Genomic DNA, 15,273 nt, shown 5'->3' on the forward strand with positions numbered 1-15,273 from the left:
ATCGCCCCTCTGCACCTTTTGCTTGCCGCTTCCGGCGTGTCCGCTACCCCTTTGAGATCCTCATCCCCCAAAGAATCCGACCCTGCATCTCTGCACGCTGACCATCCATGAATCTGAAACACGTTGAGACGATCGCCCGTGAACTGAACGTCAAACCCCTGCAGGTCACCGCGACTGCCAAGCTGATTGCCGAAGGGGGCACCGTTCCGTTCATCGCGCGCTATCGCAAGGAGGCCACCGGCATGCTGGATGAAGTGGCCATCACCGGCATTCGTGACGGCATGCTGCGCCTGGCCCAGCTCGACGAACGCCGCGAGGCCATCGTGAAGTCGCTCGACGAGCGCAAGCTGATGACCGACGCCCTGCGCTCGAAAATCGAGGGAGCCACCACCATCGCCGTGCTGGAAGACCTTTTCGCCCCCTTCCGCCCGAAGCGCCGCACCCGCGCCACCATCGGCAAGGAGAAGGGACTGGAGCCACTGGCCGACTGGCTGGAGCAGAACCAGACCAACGGCTCCGCTGACCCTGCCACTGAAGCAGTGAACTACATCAAGACTGATGTGGAAGATGAACTGAAGGTGAACACGGCCGTCGATGCCCTGGCCGGGGCCCGCGACATCATTGCCGAACGCGTGAGCGACTCCGCCGAAGCCCGTGCTGCCATCCGCCGCCTCATCAATGAGCAAGGCACCGTGGTGAGCAAGGTCATGTTTGGCAAGGAAGAGGACAAGGAAGCGGCCAAGTTCCGCGACTACTTCGACTGGAGCGAGCCTCTGAAGAACATCCCCTCCCACCGCATGCTGGCCATCCGCCGTGGTGAAAAGGAAGGTTTTCTCATCATGCGTGTGACTGCTCCCGAAGGCGACGCCATTCGCCTGCTCGAGCCCTTCTTCGTGAAAGGCAACACCGCGTGCAGCAAGCAGGTGAGTGAAGCCGTGCTGGATGGATACAAGCGCCTTCTTTCTCCCTCCATGGAGACGGAAGCCCGCCTTGAGTCCAAGAAGAAAGCAGACGCCGAAGCCGTGAAGGTCTTCGCAGACAACCTGCGCGAACTCCTCCTCGCGGCACCACTGGGACAGAAGCGCGTGATGGGTGTGGACCCAGGCTTCCGCACCGGTTGCAAGATCGTGTGCCTCGATGCCCAGGGCAAGCTGCTGCACAACGACGTGATGTACCTCCTGGGTGAAGGCAACAGCCTCATCGCCGCGAAGGTGCTGGTGACGAATCTCGTGCAGCGCTTCAACATCGAAGCCATCGCCGTGGGCAATGGCACTGCCAGCCGCGAGACGGAGATGTTCCTCGCGAAGATCGGTCTGCCGAAGCACATCCCCATTCTCATGGTAAATGAGAGCGGCGCCTCGATCTACTCCGCCAGCGAAGTGGCGCGCGAAGAATTCCCCGATCATGACGTGACCGTGCGTGGCTCCGTCTCCATCGCCCGCCGTCTCATGGACCCTCTCGCAGAGCTGGTGAAGCTCGATCCGAAATCCATCGGGGTGGGCCAGTACCAGCACGATGTGGATCAGACCCTGCTCAAGGACAGCCTCGATGACGTGGTGATGAGCAGTGTGAACGCGGTGGGCGTGGAGGTGAACACCGCCTCCAAACAGCTCCTCTCGTATGTGTCCGGCCTGAACTCGCTGCTCGCCGCGAACATCGTGGCGTTCCGCAATGAGAATGGCCCCTTCAAGTCTCGCGACGAACTGAAGAAGGTGCCGCGTCTTGGTGACAAGGCGTTCGAACAGGCCGCAGGCTTCCTGCGCATCCGTGGCGCGGAGAATCCTCTCGACACCAGCGCCGTGCACCCCGAGCGCTATGACGTGGTGAACCGCATGGCGAAGGATCTCTCCTGCGATGTGAGCGACCTGCTCAGCAAGGAAGACCTCCGCAAGAAGATCGATGCCCGCAAGTATGTGAGCGAAGAAGTCGGTCTGCCGACCCTGCAGGACATTCTCTCCGAGCTCTCCAAGCCCGGTCGTGACCCGCGCAAGCAGTTTGAGGTCTTCAAGTTCCAGGAAGGCGTGGAGAAGCCCGAACACCTCACGGTGGGCATGAAGCTCCCCGGCATCGTGACAAACGTGACCGCGTTTGGCGCGTTTGTGGACATCGGCGTGCACCAGGATGGCCTCGTGCACGTGAGCCAGCTCGCGGATCACTTCATCAAGGACGCCAGCGAGGCGGTGAAAGTGCAGCAGAAGGTGCAGGTCACCGTGATCGAAGTGGATCTGGAGCGCAAGCGCATCGCCCTCTCCATGAAGTCCAACCCTGACTTCGACCGCAGCAAGAAGGGCGGCTCAGGCGGTGGCGGCGGACAGGGAGGTGGACGCCCCGGTCAAGGTGGCGGCGGTGGCAATCGCAGCTTCCAGAGCAGCGGCAGCGGCTCTCGCGGTGGTGGCTCGGGTGGTGGTATGGGCGGGATGGGTGGCGGCGACTGGTTCTCCGCGGCGGTGCAGAAGGGGAAGAAGTAGGGCTGACCAACCAAGTGGAAGGCTTCTTCAGAAGCCTTTCAGAGATGGCCGCACCTGAGCAGGTGCGGCTTTTTTCGTGCTCGTTCCGAAACGCGCCCTCGGTATGCGAGTTTGTCGGAACAAGGCCTCTGGAGAGACCTTCTACTTTCCTGAGCAAGGCTTCTGGGAAAGCCTTCTACATGGGGAGAGGCCTTCTACTTTGGGGTTGTGCCGATGCGAGTGCCGTCTAGCGTGAGGTTCTCATGATCATCTACAAGACCCACGCCGGACCGGTGCTCGAGCTCGATGAAAAGTGCTTCATCATCGATGTCCCGAGCTGGGATGAGCTTCTGAACAAGGAAGACCTTCCCGAGTGGCTCCGTCATCAGGCCTCGAAGGGCATTGTGACCGATGGCGTCACGCATCAGGAGTTGCTCCCGCCCATCGGCACCCAGGAGGTATGGGCCAGTGGCGTGACCTATTTCCGCAGCAAGACGGCGCGCATGGAGGAGTCCAAGGACGCAGGGGGGGCCACCTTCTATGACAAGGTGTACGAAGCCGACCGTCCCGAAATCTTCTTCAAGGCCACACCGCAGCGCGTCGTGGGACCGCATGGCGTCCTGCATCGTCGCAAGGACTCGAAGTGGATCGTCCCCGAGCCGGAACTCACGCTGGTGATCAACAAGGCCGGCAAAATCATCGGCTACACCTGTGGCAATGACTTGAGCTGCCGGGACATCGAGGGCGAGAATCCACTCTACCTCCCGCAGGCCAAGGTCTTCAAGAATTGTGCGGCCCTGGGCCCAGGCATCCTGATTGCAGAGAAGCCATTGGCAGAGACGACCTCCATCGCATGCGACATCATCCGTGATTGCGAAAAGGTCTTCTCCAGCGAAACCACGCTCGCGCAGATGAAACGGGATCTCGAAGAGCTCGCGGGCTGGCTCTACAAGGAGGAATCCTTCCCTGTGGGTTGCTTCATGATGACTGGCACCGGCATTGTGCCACCCGATGATTTCTGCCTGCAGACCGATGACGAGGTGCGCATCCGCATTGAGGGCATCGGCGAGCTGGTGAACCGGATGGACTAGCGGAGGCGCTACCTGGCAGCAACCTGCTGGCAGAGGAGGATGTGGGTCTTCAACGTTTTCCCCGAAGGCCTGTCCAATGCATGCCGCCGCTGCAGACTTTACATTCTATTTGTTTGGCATCTCCCGTGCTGGAGGTACCAGTTTCCTCCCCGGCAACGGTTGCCCCCTCACACATGATTTCAGAGAACCGGCGTTCTTTCCTCAAGAGATTCAGGCACTTCTACGCTCCCGTTCTTTTGGCGGGAGGCGCTTCGTACGGTTATGGGACCTCCCTGGAGAGGCACCGTCTGAAGGTGGAGCACCATGATCTGAAGCTCGCCCTCGGGGAACGGGCGCCACGCAGCTTTCGCGCGGTGTCCCTCACAGACTTCCACTTCGACCCCCTGTACGAGGAGGATTTCGTCCAGGAATGTGTACGCCAGGCCAACGCGCTCAAACCGGACATCGTGCTGCTCACGGGGGATTACATCTCCAACACCAGCAGCCGCATCAATGACTTTGCACGAATCATCGGTGACCTTGAGGCATCCACTGGCGTGTATGCCTGCCTGGGCAATCATGACCACTGGGACAGCCGCACGCGCGTGGCAGGCGCGCTGAATCACCAGCACATCTCGGTCCTGCAGAATCACCACACACGAGTCACGTGCAAGGGCGGAGAGCTGGTGATCGCGGGTTTGCAGAGTGCCTGGGCCGGGACCCCGAACTGGCGGAACGCGGCCGACGGCTTGCGCAAGGATGACCGTGTGATCGCCCTGGTGCATGAGCCAGACTTCGCGGACAACCTCGCCATCGATCCTCGTGTGGCCTTTCAACTTTCAGGTCACACCCATGGCGGTCAAGTGCGCGTGCCCGGATGGGGCGCGCTCATCCTGCCAAGCTGGGGCAAGCGTTATCAGGCAGGCTTCTACAACGTGGGCCCCAGAAAAGATCTCAAGCTCTACGTGAATCGCGGCATCGGCACCATTGAGCACCACGTGCGCTTCTTCTGCCCACCGGAGATTGCGTGCTTTGATGTGGTGAACACGGACGCGGTGTGAGCAGGCGCTCCAGTGCAGAAGGCGTCTCCAGAAGCCTTTCACGTCAGAAGATCCTGCAATCTCTCAATTCACATCGATGACTTCGCCGCCCTGTCGCATTCCAGTTCACTGAGAGAGCGGCGCAATGAAGGCTTCTGGAGAAGCCTTCCACGTTCTTCTGCTACTACCTCCCCTGCTCATCCAGCCCACGGGCGATCTTGTACTTCACAAACTCAATGTGGGCGATGTTGGCTGCAGGGGCCTTAACTTGAAGGGCCGTGAAGTAGGTCTGGATCTGACGAAGCTGTGCCAGTGCCACACTCTGCACCGCCGGCAGGTGTCCGCGACCCTGCACGATGCCGAGCAGGCGATCCACATAGTCGATCTGCAGGTTCTGCCGCTGCGTGGAGATCTCACCTCTCTCACCCTCTCCATGGATGATGGCCTTGGTGAGGTCCCACATCACTTCATGCAGCGGGTACTTGTTGCCATACAGAGAGCTGTCGAGGATGCGGTTCTGCGTATTCACGTGCATCAGGTGATCCAGAAGGCCACGCTGAATCTTCAGTGCGCGCTCGTGAAGCTTCGGATCCTCACCCTCACTGCGGAAGTCGAACCCGCGGCGCTGCTGCTGCATGTGGGAGATGAGCACTTCAGGCGCCGTCCACGCATCGGGAGCAAAGGCATACTTCGCCAGAGTCTGCATGGCCGCGCGTTGCTTCTCCGCCTCCACGGGGCGCAGAGGTTGTGGCGCCCCCTGCTTCACCTGTCCCACGAAAGGACGCTCCACATACACGCCGCCGACGTAGCGGGAAATGGCGGCGAGTGCATTGCCTGCATCGGACGTGAGTGAGACATACGCATTTGTCAGCTCCTGCCAGCTCGTGCCGTCCTTCGGATACTCTTCGAGCAGCTTGCCCGTCGCCTGGCGGACGAGTTCACAGCGCTGTGTACCATAAGTAATCTGGTCACTGCTCATGTCATAGATCATGGCACGTGGGTCGATGGCCTTACCCGCTCCGCGCATGTCATCCGCGTCGTTGGCGAAGGCGAGTTGCGGCTCATGCGAGCGCCCGGCAATGGCCGCTAGACGCTGCTTCTCCCCTTCTGCATCCGGCGCTGCGACGCTGTAACCGTACTCGATGGCCCAGTGATCGTAGGGCCCCGGGTCGGTGATGTAGTACTGACCCTGATGCGCCTTGTCCGGGCCGAGGTTCATGGGCATGTAATCCATCACAGAGCCACTGAGCGCCGTCTTCTGCGTCAGTTCACGCTTCTGCAAATCGGCCGGGCTCAGCATCTGGCTGGCGCGGAAGTTGTGGTTCAGTCCCAGCGTGTGTCCGAGTTCATGCAGGATGAGCTGTGTGAGGCTCTCCTTGATCATCGCATCGAAGTCCACCTGATCTGCCTTGCGCAGGCGCATCATGTTCGTGCCGAACATCAGGCCCTGTTGCGTGAGATTGCCCGCCATGCAGGCATGCTCGTCTTCACCACCACCCTGTGCAGCATCCGTGCCCACGATGCCCACTTCGCTCCAGAGGCGGCGGGCAAAGATGCGGTTCTTCACGAAGGCGAACTCCAGCATGATGTCCGAACCCAGGATCTGGCCCGTGCGAGGATTCACAAAGCTCGGTCCATAACCACCGAAGGGCGGCTTGGGCGAGGAGGTCCAGCGCAGCACATTGTAGTCGATATCGTCGGCATCCCATTCAGCATTGTCCGGCTGCTCCTTGATGACCACGGCGTTCTTGAAGCCAATCTTCTCAAACGACTGGTTCCATTTCAAACCAGCCTCCATGATGATGGGGCGGAACTCGTGCGGCGTGGTGTTCTCAATCCACCAGGTGATGGGCTCCATCGGCTCGCTCACGGGCGCGTTCGGATCCTTCTTCACCAGATGCCAGCGGTGGATGAAGTCGCGCCAGGGTGTGGCTTCCGTGGAAGTCTGGTCCGTGAGCTGCGTCATGAAGTAGCCCACGCGGGGGTCATCGAAGCGCGGCTGGTAGTCATTCTCCGGCATCGCGATGAGCGTATGCTGCACCTTCACGCTCACGTACCGCGGGTCCGTCACGTCCTGCGCAGACTTTTCATCATCACGTCTGGGCGGCGAAGGATTCTCATACACGTACTCCACGACGAAGAGGGTGTTCCGCGAGAAGGACTTGGTGCGGGTGAACTTCGTTTTTGTTTCGGAAAGCTTGCCGAGAAGGGACTTGCCATCGTTGCCCGAGCTGGGCTTCACCTGGCGGAGTGTTTCACGCAGGAAGAGATTGCCCGCGTTGATGAGGATGCCCTCGTCGTTCTCCGCCACAATGGGCTCCAAGGCGAGCACGGCATCGCTCACATTGGCACGTGCCGCGCGAGCCAGCGGATGCTCAGGATCGAAGTAATATGCGGTGTTGCGGCCAACGAACTCCACCTTCTCATAGTTGCGATGCATGGTGAACACGGTCTCATCGCCAAACTGACCGCGATTCCTGCCGGCACCCACGACACCATCCACGGTATGGGAGAAGTAGATGAACTCCTGGTCGAGTTGCTTCTTCTTGATGTAGAGGAAGACGGTACCGTTGTCCTTGTCGCGGTACACACGGAAAAGACCTTTGTCGTCTTCGCAATTCTTGGTGACCTCTTCGATCGTCTTCTTCTTCGGAGGCTCAGGGTTGGCAGGCACCGGCTTGGGCTGGGCGGCAATGTCCTTGGTCTTCGCCTGGTTGTCCGCTTCTGGTTTGCGCGCACCGGGTGGCTGGGGAGGAGCGGGAAGGCCGGGTGCTGGTGCAGGGGCGGGTGCTGGCTGCTGGGGCTTTGCGACTTCGGCAGCAGGAGCGGGTGCTGGCGCTGGCTTGGCGGTGGCTGGCTTGTTTTCCTCAGCCTTCTTCTCGGGTGCGGTGGCGGGAGCGGCCACCTTGGGCTTGTTCGCCGTTTCCGCCTTGCGAACTTCAGGCGCGGGGGCTGGGGCGGGCTCGGAGGGTTTGGGGGGAGCAGCAGGGGCTGGCGCAGGAGAAGGTGCCGGGGCCGGGGTCGGGGCTGCGTTTTGCCCAAGGGCAACCACGGTAGCCACCGTGGCCAGCATGCCCACGAGGTAGGAAGAGAGCGCGTTCATGGCGTGTGACGTGACGAGACGTTCGCAGGGTAAGGAATGAGAAACGTGGATCTTGCCACATTCCTTAGGGCTTGAGCGCACAGCCATTCGCGAAACACGCCCCAACATTGAGCAGCAAAGGGAGCGGCTAGAGGGCCCCCACCCCATCTTCCTTTGAGGCTGTGTTGCTTTGCAACTTTTATCAAAAACCGTTCGCTATTCCACCCGTACCTTCTCCTTCGCCAGCGCACGTCCCATGCCTCTGCCCCACCCTACCCCGGTCACATCCATGGCCCAAGCAATCCCTCTCCGGGTGCTGCTGCCGCTGTGGATGATGTTGAGCATTCCCGCACCTGCCCAGGAAGCATCCAAAATCCACCCACCGGAATTCGTCTCCAGTGTTCCCCTCTGTTTCTGGGAACCGCCCTCAGGGCCTTACATCGTGAGGAGAACGGAATTTCACGGTGCCGTTCGCATGAAGGATCCGCAACTCACCAAGCAGGTCCATCGGTCCTATATGACCCTGTACGATCCCCTCGCCTATGTTATCGCTTCAGGGACTGATGACTCCCAGTGCATGCCACCGTTGAAATTTGTCACCACACCTCTGGTGGATGATAAGCCCGCGACCGAAAGCATGCTGAACTATGTCAATGCCAGTTCCACGTCCGACCGGCCAGGGACTCGCGGGAAAATCACTGCAACGCTGTTCACAGAATTTGATCTGGTGGATCTCTTCGGCGTGGAACCAACTCCCCGCCTGCATGAAATCATCAACAACATCGATTGTACCGGCACCCTGGTTCTTCCTTTCAGTGGGGTGGACCTCAAGCGCATCAAGCGCCTCCCGCCCAGAATCAGACGCCTGGTGATCTACAATTCCGAGATTGGAAAAGCCCTGGAAGACCACGTCCGGTCCATGCCGGAGCTTGAAGAATTGGTCCTCTGGGGATGCCGTCATACCGATGAGGTGTTCTATTCCGGCCCCGTCCACGAAGAGTCCCGGACACCGCCAATTTTCAATCAGCAGCTCTTTCCCGACCTCTGTTCCAAAACGAAGGTCCTGTTCGCGTTCCATTGCTCTGAGTCTCTTCATCACTGCTTGGGATGGCACTCCTGGCCGCAACTGGAGCGATTGGAGTCCACCCGTGATTTCTTCCTGCGCCGAGCATGGGACGTCGGGGCCAAGGGCGGCAAATACGTGGAAGTGGGATATCGGAAACCGGAGTATCCCAAGCTGAAGGCCTTCAGCTATTATGTGGTGGAGAGGTTGTTCAACGATTGGGGCGGAATCGAGAATTGGCCCCACATGAGGCAATCAACATGCGAGGTCATGGGCATATCGCCTTCCATGATGAGAACCTACGTGGTGAAGACGAGCGGAAGGAAGTGACCGCTCGAATGGAGAAAGCGTCTCCAGAAGCCTTTGGAGGGGACGCGTTACCGAGAGGTGAGTATTCTGAGACACCTGGCCACACTCCTGAGGGGAGAATTCCTCAGGAGCATGCAATCTGATGAAAGGCTTCTGGAGAAGCCTTCTACGTTGTTGTCGGATTCAGCCCACCAGTTCCTTTACCTTGGCCAGTGCGTCGGCGATCTTCGAGGCGTCCTTACCGGCGCCACGGGCGAAGTCGGGGCGACCGCCGCCCTTGCCACCGACGATGGGGGCAATGGTCTGGATGATCTTGCCGGCCTGGATGGCCTTGGTGTGCTCCGGCGAGACGGAGGCCACGAGGGCCACTTGATCACCCGCAGCACCCACGAGGGCCACCACGCCCTGGAAACGGCCCTTGAGTGCCTCGGCGAGACCCTGAAGTTCATCGCCGGTGCCTGCCACCTGGGCGGCAATCAGAGGCACACCGGAAGCACCGGTGGTCGCTTTGCCGAGCAGCTCATTCGCAGCCGCCGCAGCCTGCTTCTGCTGCAACGCCTTGAGTTGCTTCTCAAGATCCTTCTGCTGGGAAATCAGGCCGTCGATGCGCTTCTCCAGGTCCGCGATGGGTGTGCCCAGCTGCTGCGCGAGTGCCGCGATGCGCAAGCTGTCCTGCAGGGACTGCTCATAGGCGGTGAGACCCGCGGTGGCCTCGATACGGCGCACGCCGGCAGCCACCGCGCCCTCCCCGACGATGCGGAAAAGACCAATCTCACCCGTGGCACGGGTGTGGGTGCCACCGCAGAGTTCCATGCTGTAGCCATTCAGCGCGCGAGGCTGGCCGCCGATCTGAACAACGCGGACGGTATCGCCGTACTTGTCTCCGAAGAATTGCATGATCTCCGGACGCGCCTTCACTTCCGAGTAGGGCACTTCCTGCCAGGAGACATGGCTGTTCTCCACGATGCGCTCATTCACGAGCTTCTCCACGTCACGCACCTGCTGGGGCGTCAGTGCAGCGTTATTGAAGTCAAAGGTCAGCTTGTCTGGTCCTACGAAGGAGCCCTTTTGGGTCGCCTCCTTGGAAACCACCTCGTGCAGTGCCCAATGCAGCAAGTGCGTCACCGTGTGATGACGTTCGATGGCATCCCGGCGAACCTTGTCCACTTCCAGTTCCACCTTGGAGCCTTCCACGGGCGCTTCGTCTCCTTCCACAAAATGCAGCCAGGTGTTACCAGACTTCTGCGTGTTGCTCACGCGCCAGGAATTCGCGCCATGGATGAGCACGGCGCTGTCGCCAACCTGCCCCCCCATCTCCGCGTACGCGGTGCTGTGATCGAGCACGACCGCAGTCTTGTCTCCCATGGAGACCACTTCCAACACCGTGGCAGGCGTAGTGAGTTTGTCGTAACCAATGAACTTCGTGGGCTCCTTGGTTTCGATTTCACTGAGGGTGATGACCTGCTTCTTCTGGGCCCTGCGAGCACGGTCGCGCTGCTCTTCCATGAGCGCCTTGAAGCCCTCCACATCCACCTTCATACCGCGTTCGCGCGCCATGAGTTCGGTGAGGTCGATCGGGAAACCCTGCTCATCGTAGAGCTTGAAGGCAAAGGCGCCGGTGATTGACTTCGCTTCTTCTGCTTCCGCCTCGAAAAGCGCAATCCCCTTGTCCAGCGTCCTGTTGAACGCTTCTTCCTCGCGCTTGAGCACATCCTTCACGAACTGCTTCCGCTCACGAAGCTCAGGGAACACATCACCCATGTGCTGGGCCAAGACGTCCACCAGCTTGTAGAAGAAGGGTTCTTTGAACCCAAGCGCACGGCCATAGCGCACCGCGCGACGCAGAATGCGGCGAAGCACATAGTTGCGATCCGTGTTGCCAGGCTGGATGCCATCCGCAATCGCAAAGCTGAGGGTACGAATGTGGTCCGCGATCACGCGGAAGGCCACGTCTTCCTTCTCCTGCTCCGTATCGCCGGTCGAGCCAGTCTTCGGCAACGTGCTGCCATACTTCTTGCCACTCAACTTTTCGATTTCATCGAAGATGGGGCGGAAGACATCGGTCTCGTAGTTGCTGATCTTCGCGTTCTTGAAGTCGGCAAAGTTCTTCGTGCCCTGGATGATGGAGCACAAGCGCTCAAAGCCCATGCCGGTATCCACGTGCTGCGCAGGCAGCGGCGTGAAGGTGCCATCCGGATTCGCATTGAACTGGATGAACACGTTGTTCCAAATCTCAATGCACTCGGGCACGCCGGCATTCACCAGCTTTGCGCCGCGCTTCTCCAGCTCCACGGTGCGGTCTTCCGGCGTGAGGTCGATGTGGATTTCGCTGCACGGACCGCAGGGGCCGGTCTCGCCCATCATCCAGAAGTTGTCCTTCTTGTTCCCGTTCACGATGTGGATGTCCGGGTCGAGACCCACACTACGGAACTTCTCCGCCCACAGATCCCACGCTTCCTGGTCACGCTCGGAGGGGTCACCGGGGTCCGGCTGGTAGATGCTCGCGTACACACGCTGCGGCGGGAACTTGAAGCGCTCCACGATCAATTCCCAGGACCATGCGATCGCCTCCTTCTTGAAGTAGTCGCCGAAGGACCAGTTCCCCAGCATCTCAAAGAAGGTGTGGTGATAGGTGTCCAAGCCCACGTCATCCAGGTCATTGTGCTTGCCACCGGCGCGAATGCACTTCTGCGTGTCCGCTGCACGACCCGGCTTGTAGGGGCACTCGATCTGACCCAGGAAAATCGGCACGAACTGGTTCATCCCTGCATTCGTGAACAGAAGGTTCGGCGAATCCGGCATCAGGCTGGAGGAGGGCACGATGGTGTGCTGCTTGTCCCTGAAGAAGTCGAGGAAGGCTTGGCGGATTTGCGCGGAGGTCATGAGCGTGTCTGGAAAAGGGCGCGCAGACTAGCGCGGGATCGCCCGACGGCATAGGAAAATGTGGCCCCCGGGCGGACTGCCGCCCTTGCCCCGGGGTGGCATTTCCGCTACGGTGCTGTGCAGCTATGGACGACACGCCTCCCACGCCTCCGCCGCAGCCGGGTTCCCAGCCGCCCATGCCACCTTCTTACCCCTCGGGTCAGGCTCTCCCTCCACCACCCCAGCCCCCACCCAACTTCCCCGGCGCTGAGGAAAGGCAGATGGCCATGTGGTGCCACCTCGCCAGCCTCGCCGGCTACCTGGTTCCATTCGGCAATGTGATCGGGCCTCTCGTGATCTGGCTCAGCAAGCGCGAGACCATGCCCCTGGTGGATCGGGAAGGAAAGGAGTCGGTGAATTTCCAGATCTCCGTCACCATCTATGCTCTTGTTTCGCTGGTTCTGGCGTTCTTCTGCATCGGCATTCCCCTGCTCATCGCCGTGGGTGTGTTTGCGGTCGTCTTTGCCGTCCTTGCCTCCATCGAAGCCAGCAAGGGAAACTCGTACAAATACCCTCTCTGCATCCGTTTCATCAATTGACCTGACCGTGGTGCCCTAACACCTCTTCATGCCGCTCCCCATGGATGAGACCAATCCCCAAATCTCCGAAGCACGCCCCGAGGAAAAGAAGGACATACTTGATGCCCTGCTGGACCTCTCCTTCCGCACGGCCATCACGCCGAAGATTGCCCGCTGGCTCTACATCATGGGCCTGGTGATTTCCGGTCTTCTGGCGGCGAGGTGGGTGCTTGCCGCCTTCAGTGTGGGCCAGGGTGGCGGTCTCTTCGCAGGGGTGGTGGCGATCTTTTTCGCCCCCATTCTCTTCGTCATCTACGCCCTCATCACCCGTGTGGCGCTGGAGGTCGTGCTTGCCGTTTTTTCCATTGCAGAGTCACTCAAGAACATCGAGCGCCGGAAGCTGTAGACCGAACCGGAAATCCACCCGGACAACAAAGTCTGGGATTGGTTTCCCCAGGTCGTTGTGATTCCATCCGCACATGACCAACCGCCAGCGCGCGCAGATTTTTCATGAGATGGGCAAACTCCTGCGCGCGGGAGTGCACCTGGATCGCTCGGTGGATCTCCTCCTGGAGCAGGGCCCTGCAGCACCGGTGCGGAGCTGGCTGGAAGGTCTGAAACAGGGGCTCGCCGCCCGACTGAGCGTGGCGGAGGCTGTGGCGAAGAATGGGGCTACGCGTCCCCTTGAAACCAGCCTGCTCGCAGCCGGAGAAAAGGGAGGCAGGCTGGAGAATTCCTTCGAACACCTGGCGAGCTACTATGACCTGCGCCAGCGGAGCCGGGACAAGGCGATTGGAGCGCTCATCTATCCCTTCATCCTCCTGCACCTCGGTCTTTTCGTTCCGGACTTCGGCGGGATCATGCAGGGAAAAGGGCTCGGAGGATTGCTCCCGGACTTTCTAAACCGGCTCATCATCGCCTGGACGTTGATCCTGGCAGTGGGGATAGCTGCGAAGATGGCCTTGAAAGCTGCAACGACGTCCACGGCAATTGACGGGTTGCTGAATTCGATACCCCTCGTGGGCGGTGTCCGCCGCCATTGGGCGCTGGCCCGTTTCTGTCAGGTGTTCCAGACCTGCCTGCTCGCCGCCCTGCGCATCTCGGACACACTGAGGCTGGCTGGCGATGCCTCGCAGAGTGCCGTGCTGGAGGACGCCGGCAAACAAGCGGCAGCGAAGGTGGAAAAGGGTGAGCAACTCACCCCTTCCATGCGCGGTACAGGGGCCTTTCCCATCACCTTCATGCAATCCATCGCCACCGCTGAGGAAACCGGTACGCTCGACATCGAAATGGGACGCTGGGCCGCAGCGGAATCCGAGCTTGCCTCCCAAGCGCAAAACCGGGCAGCGGAATGGCTGCCACGCATCTTCTACGTCATCGTCGTGTTTTACGTTGCGTACCGAATCGTGAGTGGGTTTGCCAGCTACTTCAACGGGTTGAACAGCATGCTGGGTGCGTAGGACCGTCGATAAACAATTCCGGGCTACTTATTCGAACGCCCGCGCATTTCCGGACTGAACATGCCTTCAGTGAGTGGCGGAAATGTTACTCCATTTGCGCCATTGTAATATGGTATGGAATATTTTCTTGCGGCGCATAAGCGCATCTGAAATGATGCGTGCGAGTCCAGAACACACAGCGTTTTCCCCCATCGCGTATCATGGAGTGGTTCTACCTCGCCCTGCTGGCACCCTTTATCCTGGTCCCTGTCGTGCTGCTCTTTGGGTATGCGGGATGCGGCAAGTTTGGCGTCAAACACGAGCTTACGCTCACGCATACGATTGACGGCACCACCGTCACGCTCACCTGGACCGCCGGTCCCGTGGGAACGATGAGATACCAAATCTCACGCGGTGAGGAGGGAGAGGATATCGAACAGATCTCCACGGCCCCCAGCACACAAACCCAGTATGCTGATACAGGCCGCCCGGAACTGGCCAAATATTTCTACACTGTCATCGCTCTGAATGGAGAGAATGACGAAGCAGCAAAGTCCAATCAACTGGAGGTGGACATTCCCCTCCTGGCTCCATCAAATCTCAAGGCCGTTGCGATTGAGGCGAACAAGGTCCGTCTCACCTGGACGAATGACGCCAATTCCAGAGCCAACCGCAACGTGGTTCACCGCTTCCGAGCTGGCACTACCACGGATTTTGTAGACACGGACATTGCCCGCGCAGAGGCGCACGAGGACGTCACGCCATCTGCTGCCACGGATTTCAGCTATCAGATCGCCAGTCGACTGGTCGAGGCCGGAACCTCCGGCACCTCGATCTTCGTACCTCCGACGCCAGTAAACGTCGAGACCACGACTCCCCCACCCCCTGTAGAAAACCCTGTACTGGTCTTCCCCGCCACGCCCGCGCCTCCGCCGACCAGGGAGTCATCCAACGTGGGAGACTGTCTCATCCAACGCTTCCCCAGCGAACAGCTGCGTGCGGGAGGCAACAGACTGCGCGTCACCTTTCGCGCCGCTCCCAATGGTCTGGGATTCAAAAGAGTTACTGTCTCCCAACCCGCTCGCAGCGGAGACGATTTTGACTCTCACACGGATCTGAAAACGATTGAGACCAATTTCGACCTGTCCGCCACTGGACCCACGGTGCGCACTGTCGACTACGTGCTGGACCCGGCTCAGGATCTTCTCATTGCTTTCGACGTGAAGGACAATGCGGGCATGGTGCCCGTGGTAGACGGTGTGGCTGGCTGCACCGTCTATCAGCAGGACAACACCGCGCAGGCAGACAGCATGGAACGCAGCGGCTTCCGGACCTTCAACAACACCCTGGTCATCGTTGAAAAAATCGAGGTCGTATAACCCG

Annotated in this window: 10 protein-coding genes; 8 read left to right on the forward strand and 2 right to left on the reverse strand. The window is 59.9% G+C overall.

Going from position 1 to position 15,273, the window contains the following annotated elements; all coding sequences use genetic code 11:
• Nucleotides 1-107 precede the first annotated feature (107 nt).
• From DES53_RS11410 to DES53_RS11420, 3 genes are all read left to right on the forward strand, one after another.
• Entirely contained in the window at nucleotides 108-2,468 is a 2,361-nt protein-coding gene (locus tag DES53_RS11410; RefSeq protein WP_113958386.1) for a Tex family protein, read from the forward strand.
• 242 nt (nucleotides 2,469-2,710) lie between these two features.
• Nucleotides 2,711-3,538, forward strand: a complete 828-nt coding sequence (locus tag DES53_RS11415; RefSeq protein WP_113958387.1) for a fumarylacetoacetate hydrolase family protein — start codon at nucleotides 2,711-2,713, stop codon at nucleotides 3,536-3,538.
• 173 nt (nucleotides 3,539-3,711) lie between these two features.
• Nucleotides 3,712-4,578 (forward strand): metallophosphoesterase, encoded by an 867-nt coding sequence (locus DES53_RS11420; protein WP_170157029.1) that lies wholly within the window; start codon nucleotides 3,712-3,714, stop codon nucleotides 4,576-4,578.
• 163 nt (nucleotides 4,579-4,741) lie between these two features.
• Here the strand turns inward: DES53_RS11420 and DES53_RS11425 are convergent, their stop codons facing one another.
• Nucleotides 4,742-7,660 carry a zinc-dependent metalloprotease gene (locus tag DES53_RS11425; protein WP_170157030.1) on the reverse strand — a complete coding sequence of 973 codons (2,919 nt, stop codon included), beginning with the start codon at nucleotides 7,658-7,660 and terminating at the stop codon, nucleotides 4,742-4,744.
• Between the two features lie 268 nt (nucleotides 7,661-7,928).
• Here DES53_RS11425 and DES53_RS11430 point away from each other — a divergent pair, with 268 nt between their 5' ends.
• Nucleotides 7,929-9,032, forward strand: a complete 1,104-nt coding sequence (locus DES53_RS11430; protein ID WP_147263351.1) for a hypothetical protein — start codon at nucleotides 7,929-7,931, stop codon at nucleotides 9,030-9,032.
• Nucleotides 9,033-9,194: 162 nt separating this feature from the next.
• Here DES53_RS11430 and alaS read toward each other — a convergent pair whose 3' ends face one another.
• On the reverse strand, nucleotides 9,195-11,894 hold the full coding sequence (gene alaS / locus DES53_RS11435) for an alanine--tRNA ligase (RefSeq protein ID WP_113958391.1): 2,700 nt from the start codon (nucleotides 11,892-11,894) through the stop codon (nucleotides 9,195-9,197).
• A 176-nt stretch (nucleotides 11,895-12,070) separates the two neighbouring features.
• Between alaS and DES53_RS11440 the strand changes: the two genes are divergently transcribed.
• The 4 genes from DES53_RS11440 (at nucleotide 12,071) to DES53_RS11455 (ending at nucleotide 15,269) form a co-directional block, all read left to right on the forward strand.
• Nucleotides 12,071-12,472 (forward strand): magnetosome magnetite crystal formation protein family, encoded by a 402-nt coding sequence (locus DES53_RS11440; RefSeq protein WP_170157058.1) that lies wholly within the window; start codon nucleotides 12,071-12,073, stop codon nucleotides 12,470-12,472.
• 28 nt (nucleotides 12,473-12,500) lie between these two features.
• The gene (locus tag DES53_RS11445; protein WP_113958393.1) at nucleotides 12,501-12,857 is read left to right on the forward strand and encodes a DUF4282 domain-containing protein; all 357 of its coding nucleotides are present in this window, start codon (nucleotides 12,501-12,503) and stop codon (nucleotides 12,855-12,857) included.
• Nucleotides 12,858-12,930: 73 nt separating this feature from the next.
• Complete coding sequence (locus DES53_RS11450) at nucleotides 12,931-13,911, forward strand: type II secretion system F family protein (RefSeq protein WP_113958394.1); 981 nt, start codon at nucleotides 12,931-12,933, stop codon at nucleotides 13,909-13,911.
• A gap of 200 nt (nucleotides 13,912-14,111) precedes the next feature.
• Nucleotides 14,112-15,269 carry a fibronectin type III domain-containing protein gene (locus DES53_RS11455; protein ID WP_113958395.1) on the forward strand — a complete coding sequence of 386 codons (1,158 nt, stop codon included), beginning with the start codon at nucleotides 14,112-14,114 and terminating at the stop codon, nucleotides 15,267-15,269.
• The last annotated feature ends 4 nt before the right edge of the window (nucleotides 15,270-15,273 follow it).

Source organism: Roseimicrobium gellanilyticum (genome assembly GCF_003315205.1).
In the GTDB taxonomy this organism is placed as follows: domain Bacteria; phylum Verrucomicrobiota; class Verrucomicrobiia; order Verrucomicrobiales; family Verrucomicrobiaceae; genus Roseimicrobium; species Roseimicrobium gellanilyticum.

What these genes read in the sequence shown, in the direction of transcription:
- DES53_RS11410 (WP_113958386.1), top strand. Translation starts at nt 108, where the DNA reads ATGAATCTGAAACACGTTGAGACGATCGCCCGTGAACTGAACGTCAAA.
- DES53_RS11415 (WP_113958387.1), top strand. Translation starts at nt 2,711, where the DNA reads ATGATCATCTACAAGACCCACGCCGGACCGGTGCTCGAGCTCGATGAA.
- DES53_RS11420 (WP_170157029.1), top strand. Translation starts at nt 3,712, where the DNA reads ATGATTTCAGAGAACCGGCGTTCTTTCCTCAAGAGATTCAGGCACTTC.
- DES53_RS11425 (WP_170157030.1), bottom strand. Translation starts at nt 7,660, where the DNA reads ATGAACGCGCTCTCTTCCTACCTCGTGGGCATGCTGGCCACGGTGGCT.
- DES53_RS11430 (WP_147263351.1), top strand. Translation starts at nt 7,929, where the DNA reads ATGGCCCAAGCAATCCCTCTCCGGGTGCTGCTGCCGCTGTGGATGATG.
- alaS (WP_113958391.1), bottom strand. Translation starts at nt 11,894, where the DNA reads ATGACCTCCGCGCAAATCCGCCAAGCCTTCCTCGACTTCTTCAGGGAC.
- DES53_RS11440 (WP_170157058.1), top strand. Translation starts at nt 12,071, where the DNA reads ATGCCACCTTCTTACCCCTCGGGTCAGGCTCTCCCTCCACCACCCCAG.
- DES53_RS11445 (WP_113958393.1), top strand. Translation starts at nt 12,501, where the DNA reads ATGCCGCTCCCCATGGATGAGACCAATCCCCAAATCTCCGAAGCACGC.
- DES53_RS11450 (WP_113958394.1), top strand. Translation starts at nt 12,931, where the DNA reads ATGACCAACCGCCAGCGCGCGCAGATTTTTCATGAGATGGGCAAACTC.
- DES53_RS11455 (WP_113958395.1), top strand. Translation starts at nt 14,112, where the DNA reads ATGGAGTGGTTCTACCTCGCCCTGCTGGCACCCTTTATCCTGGTCCCT.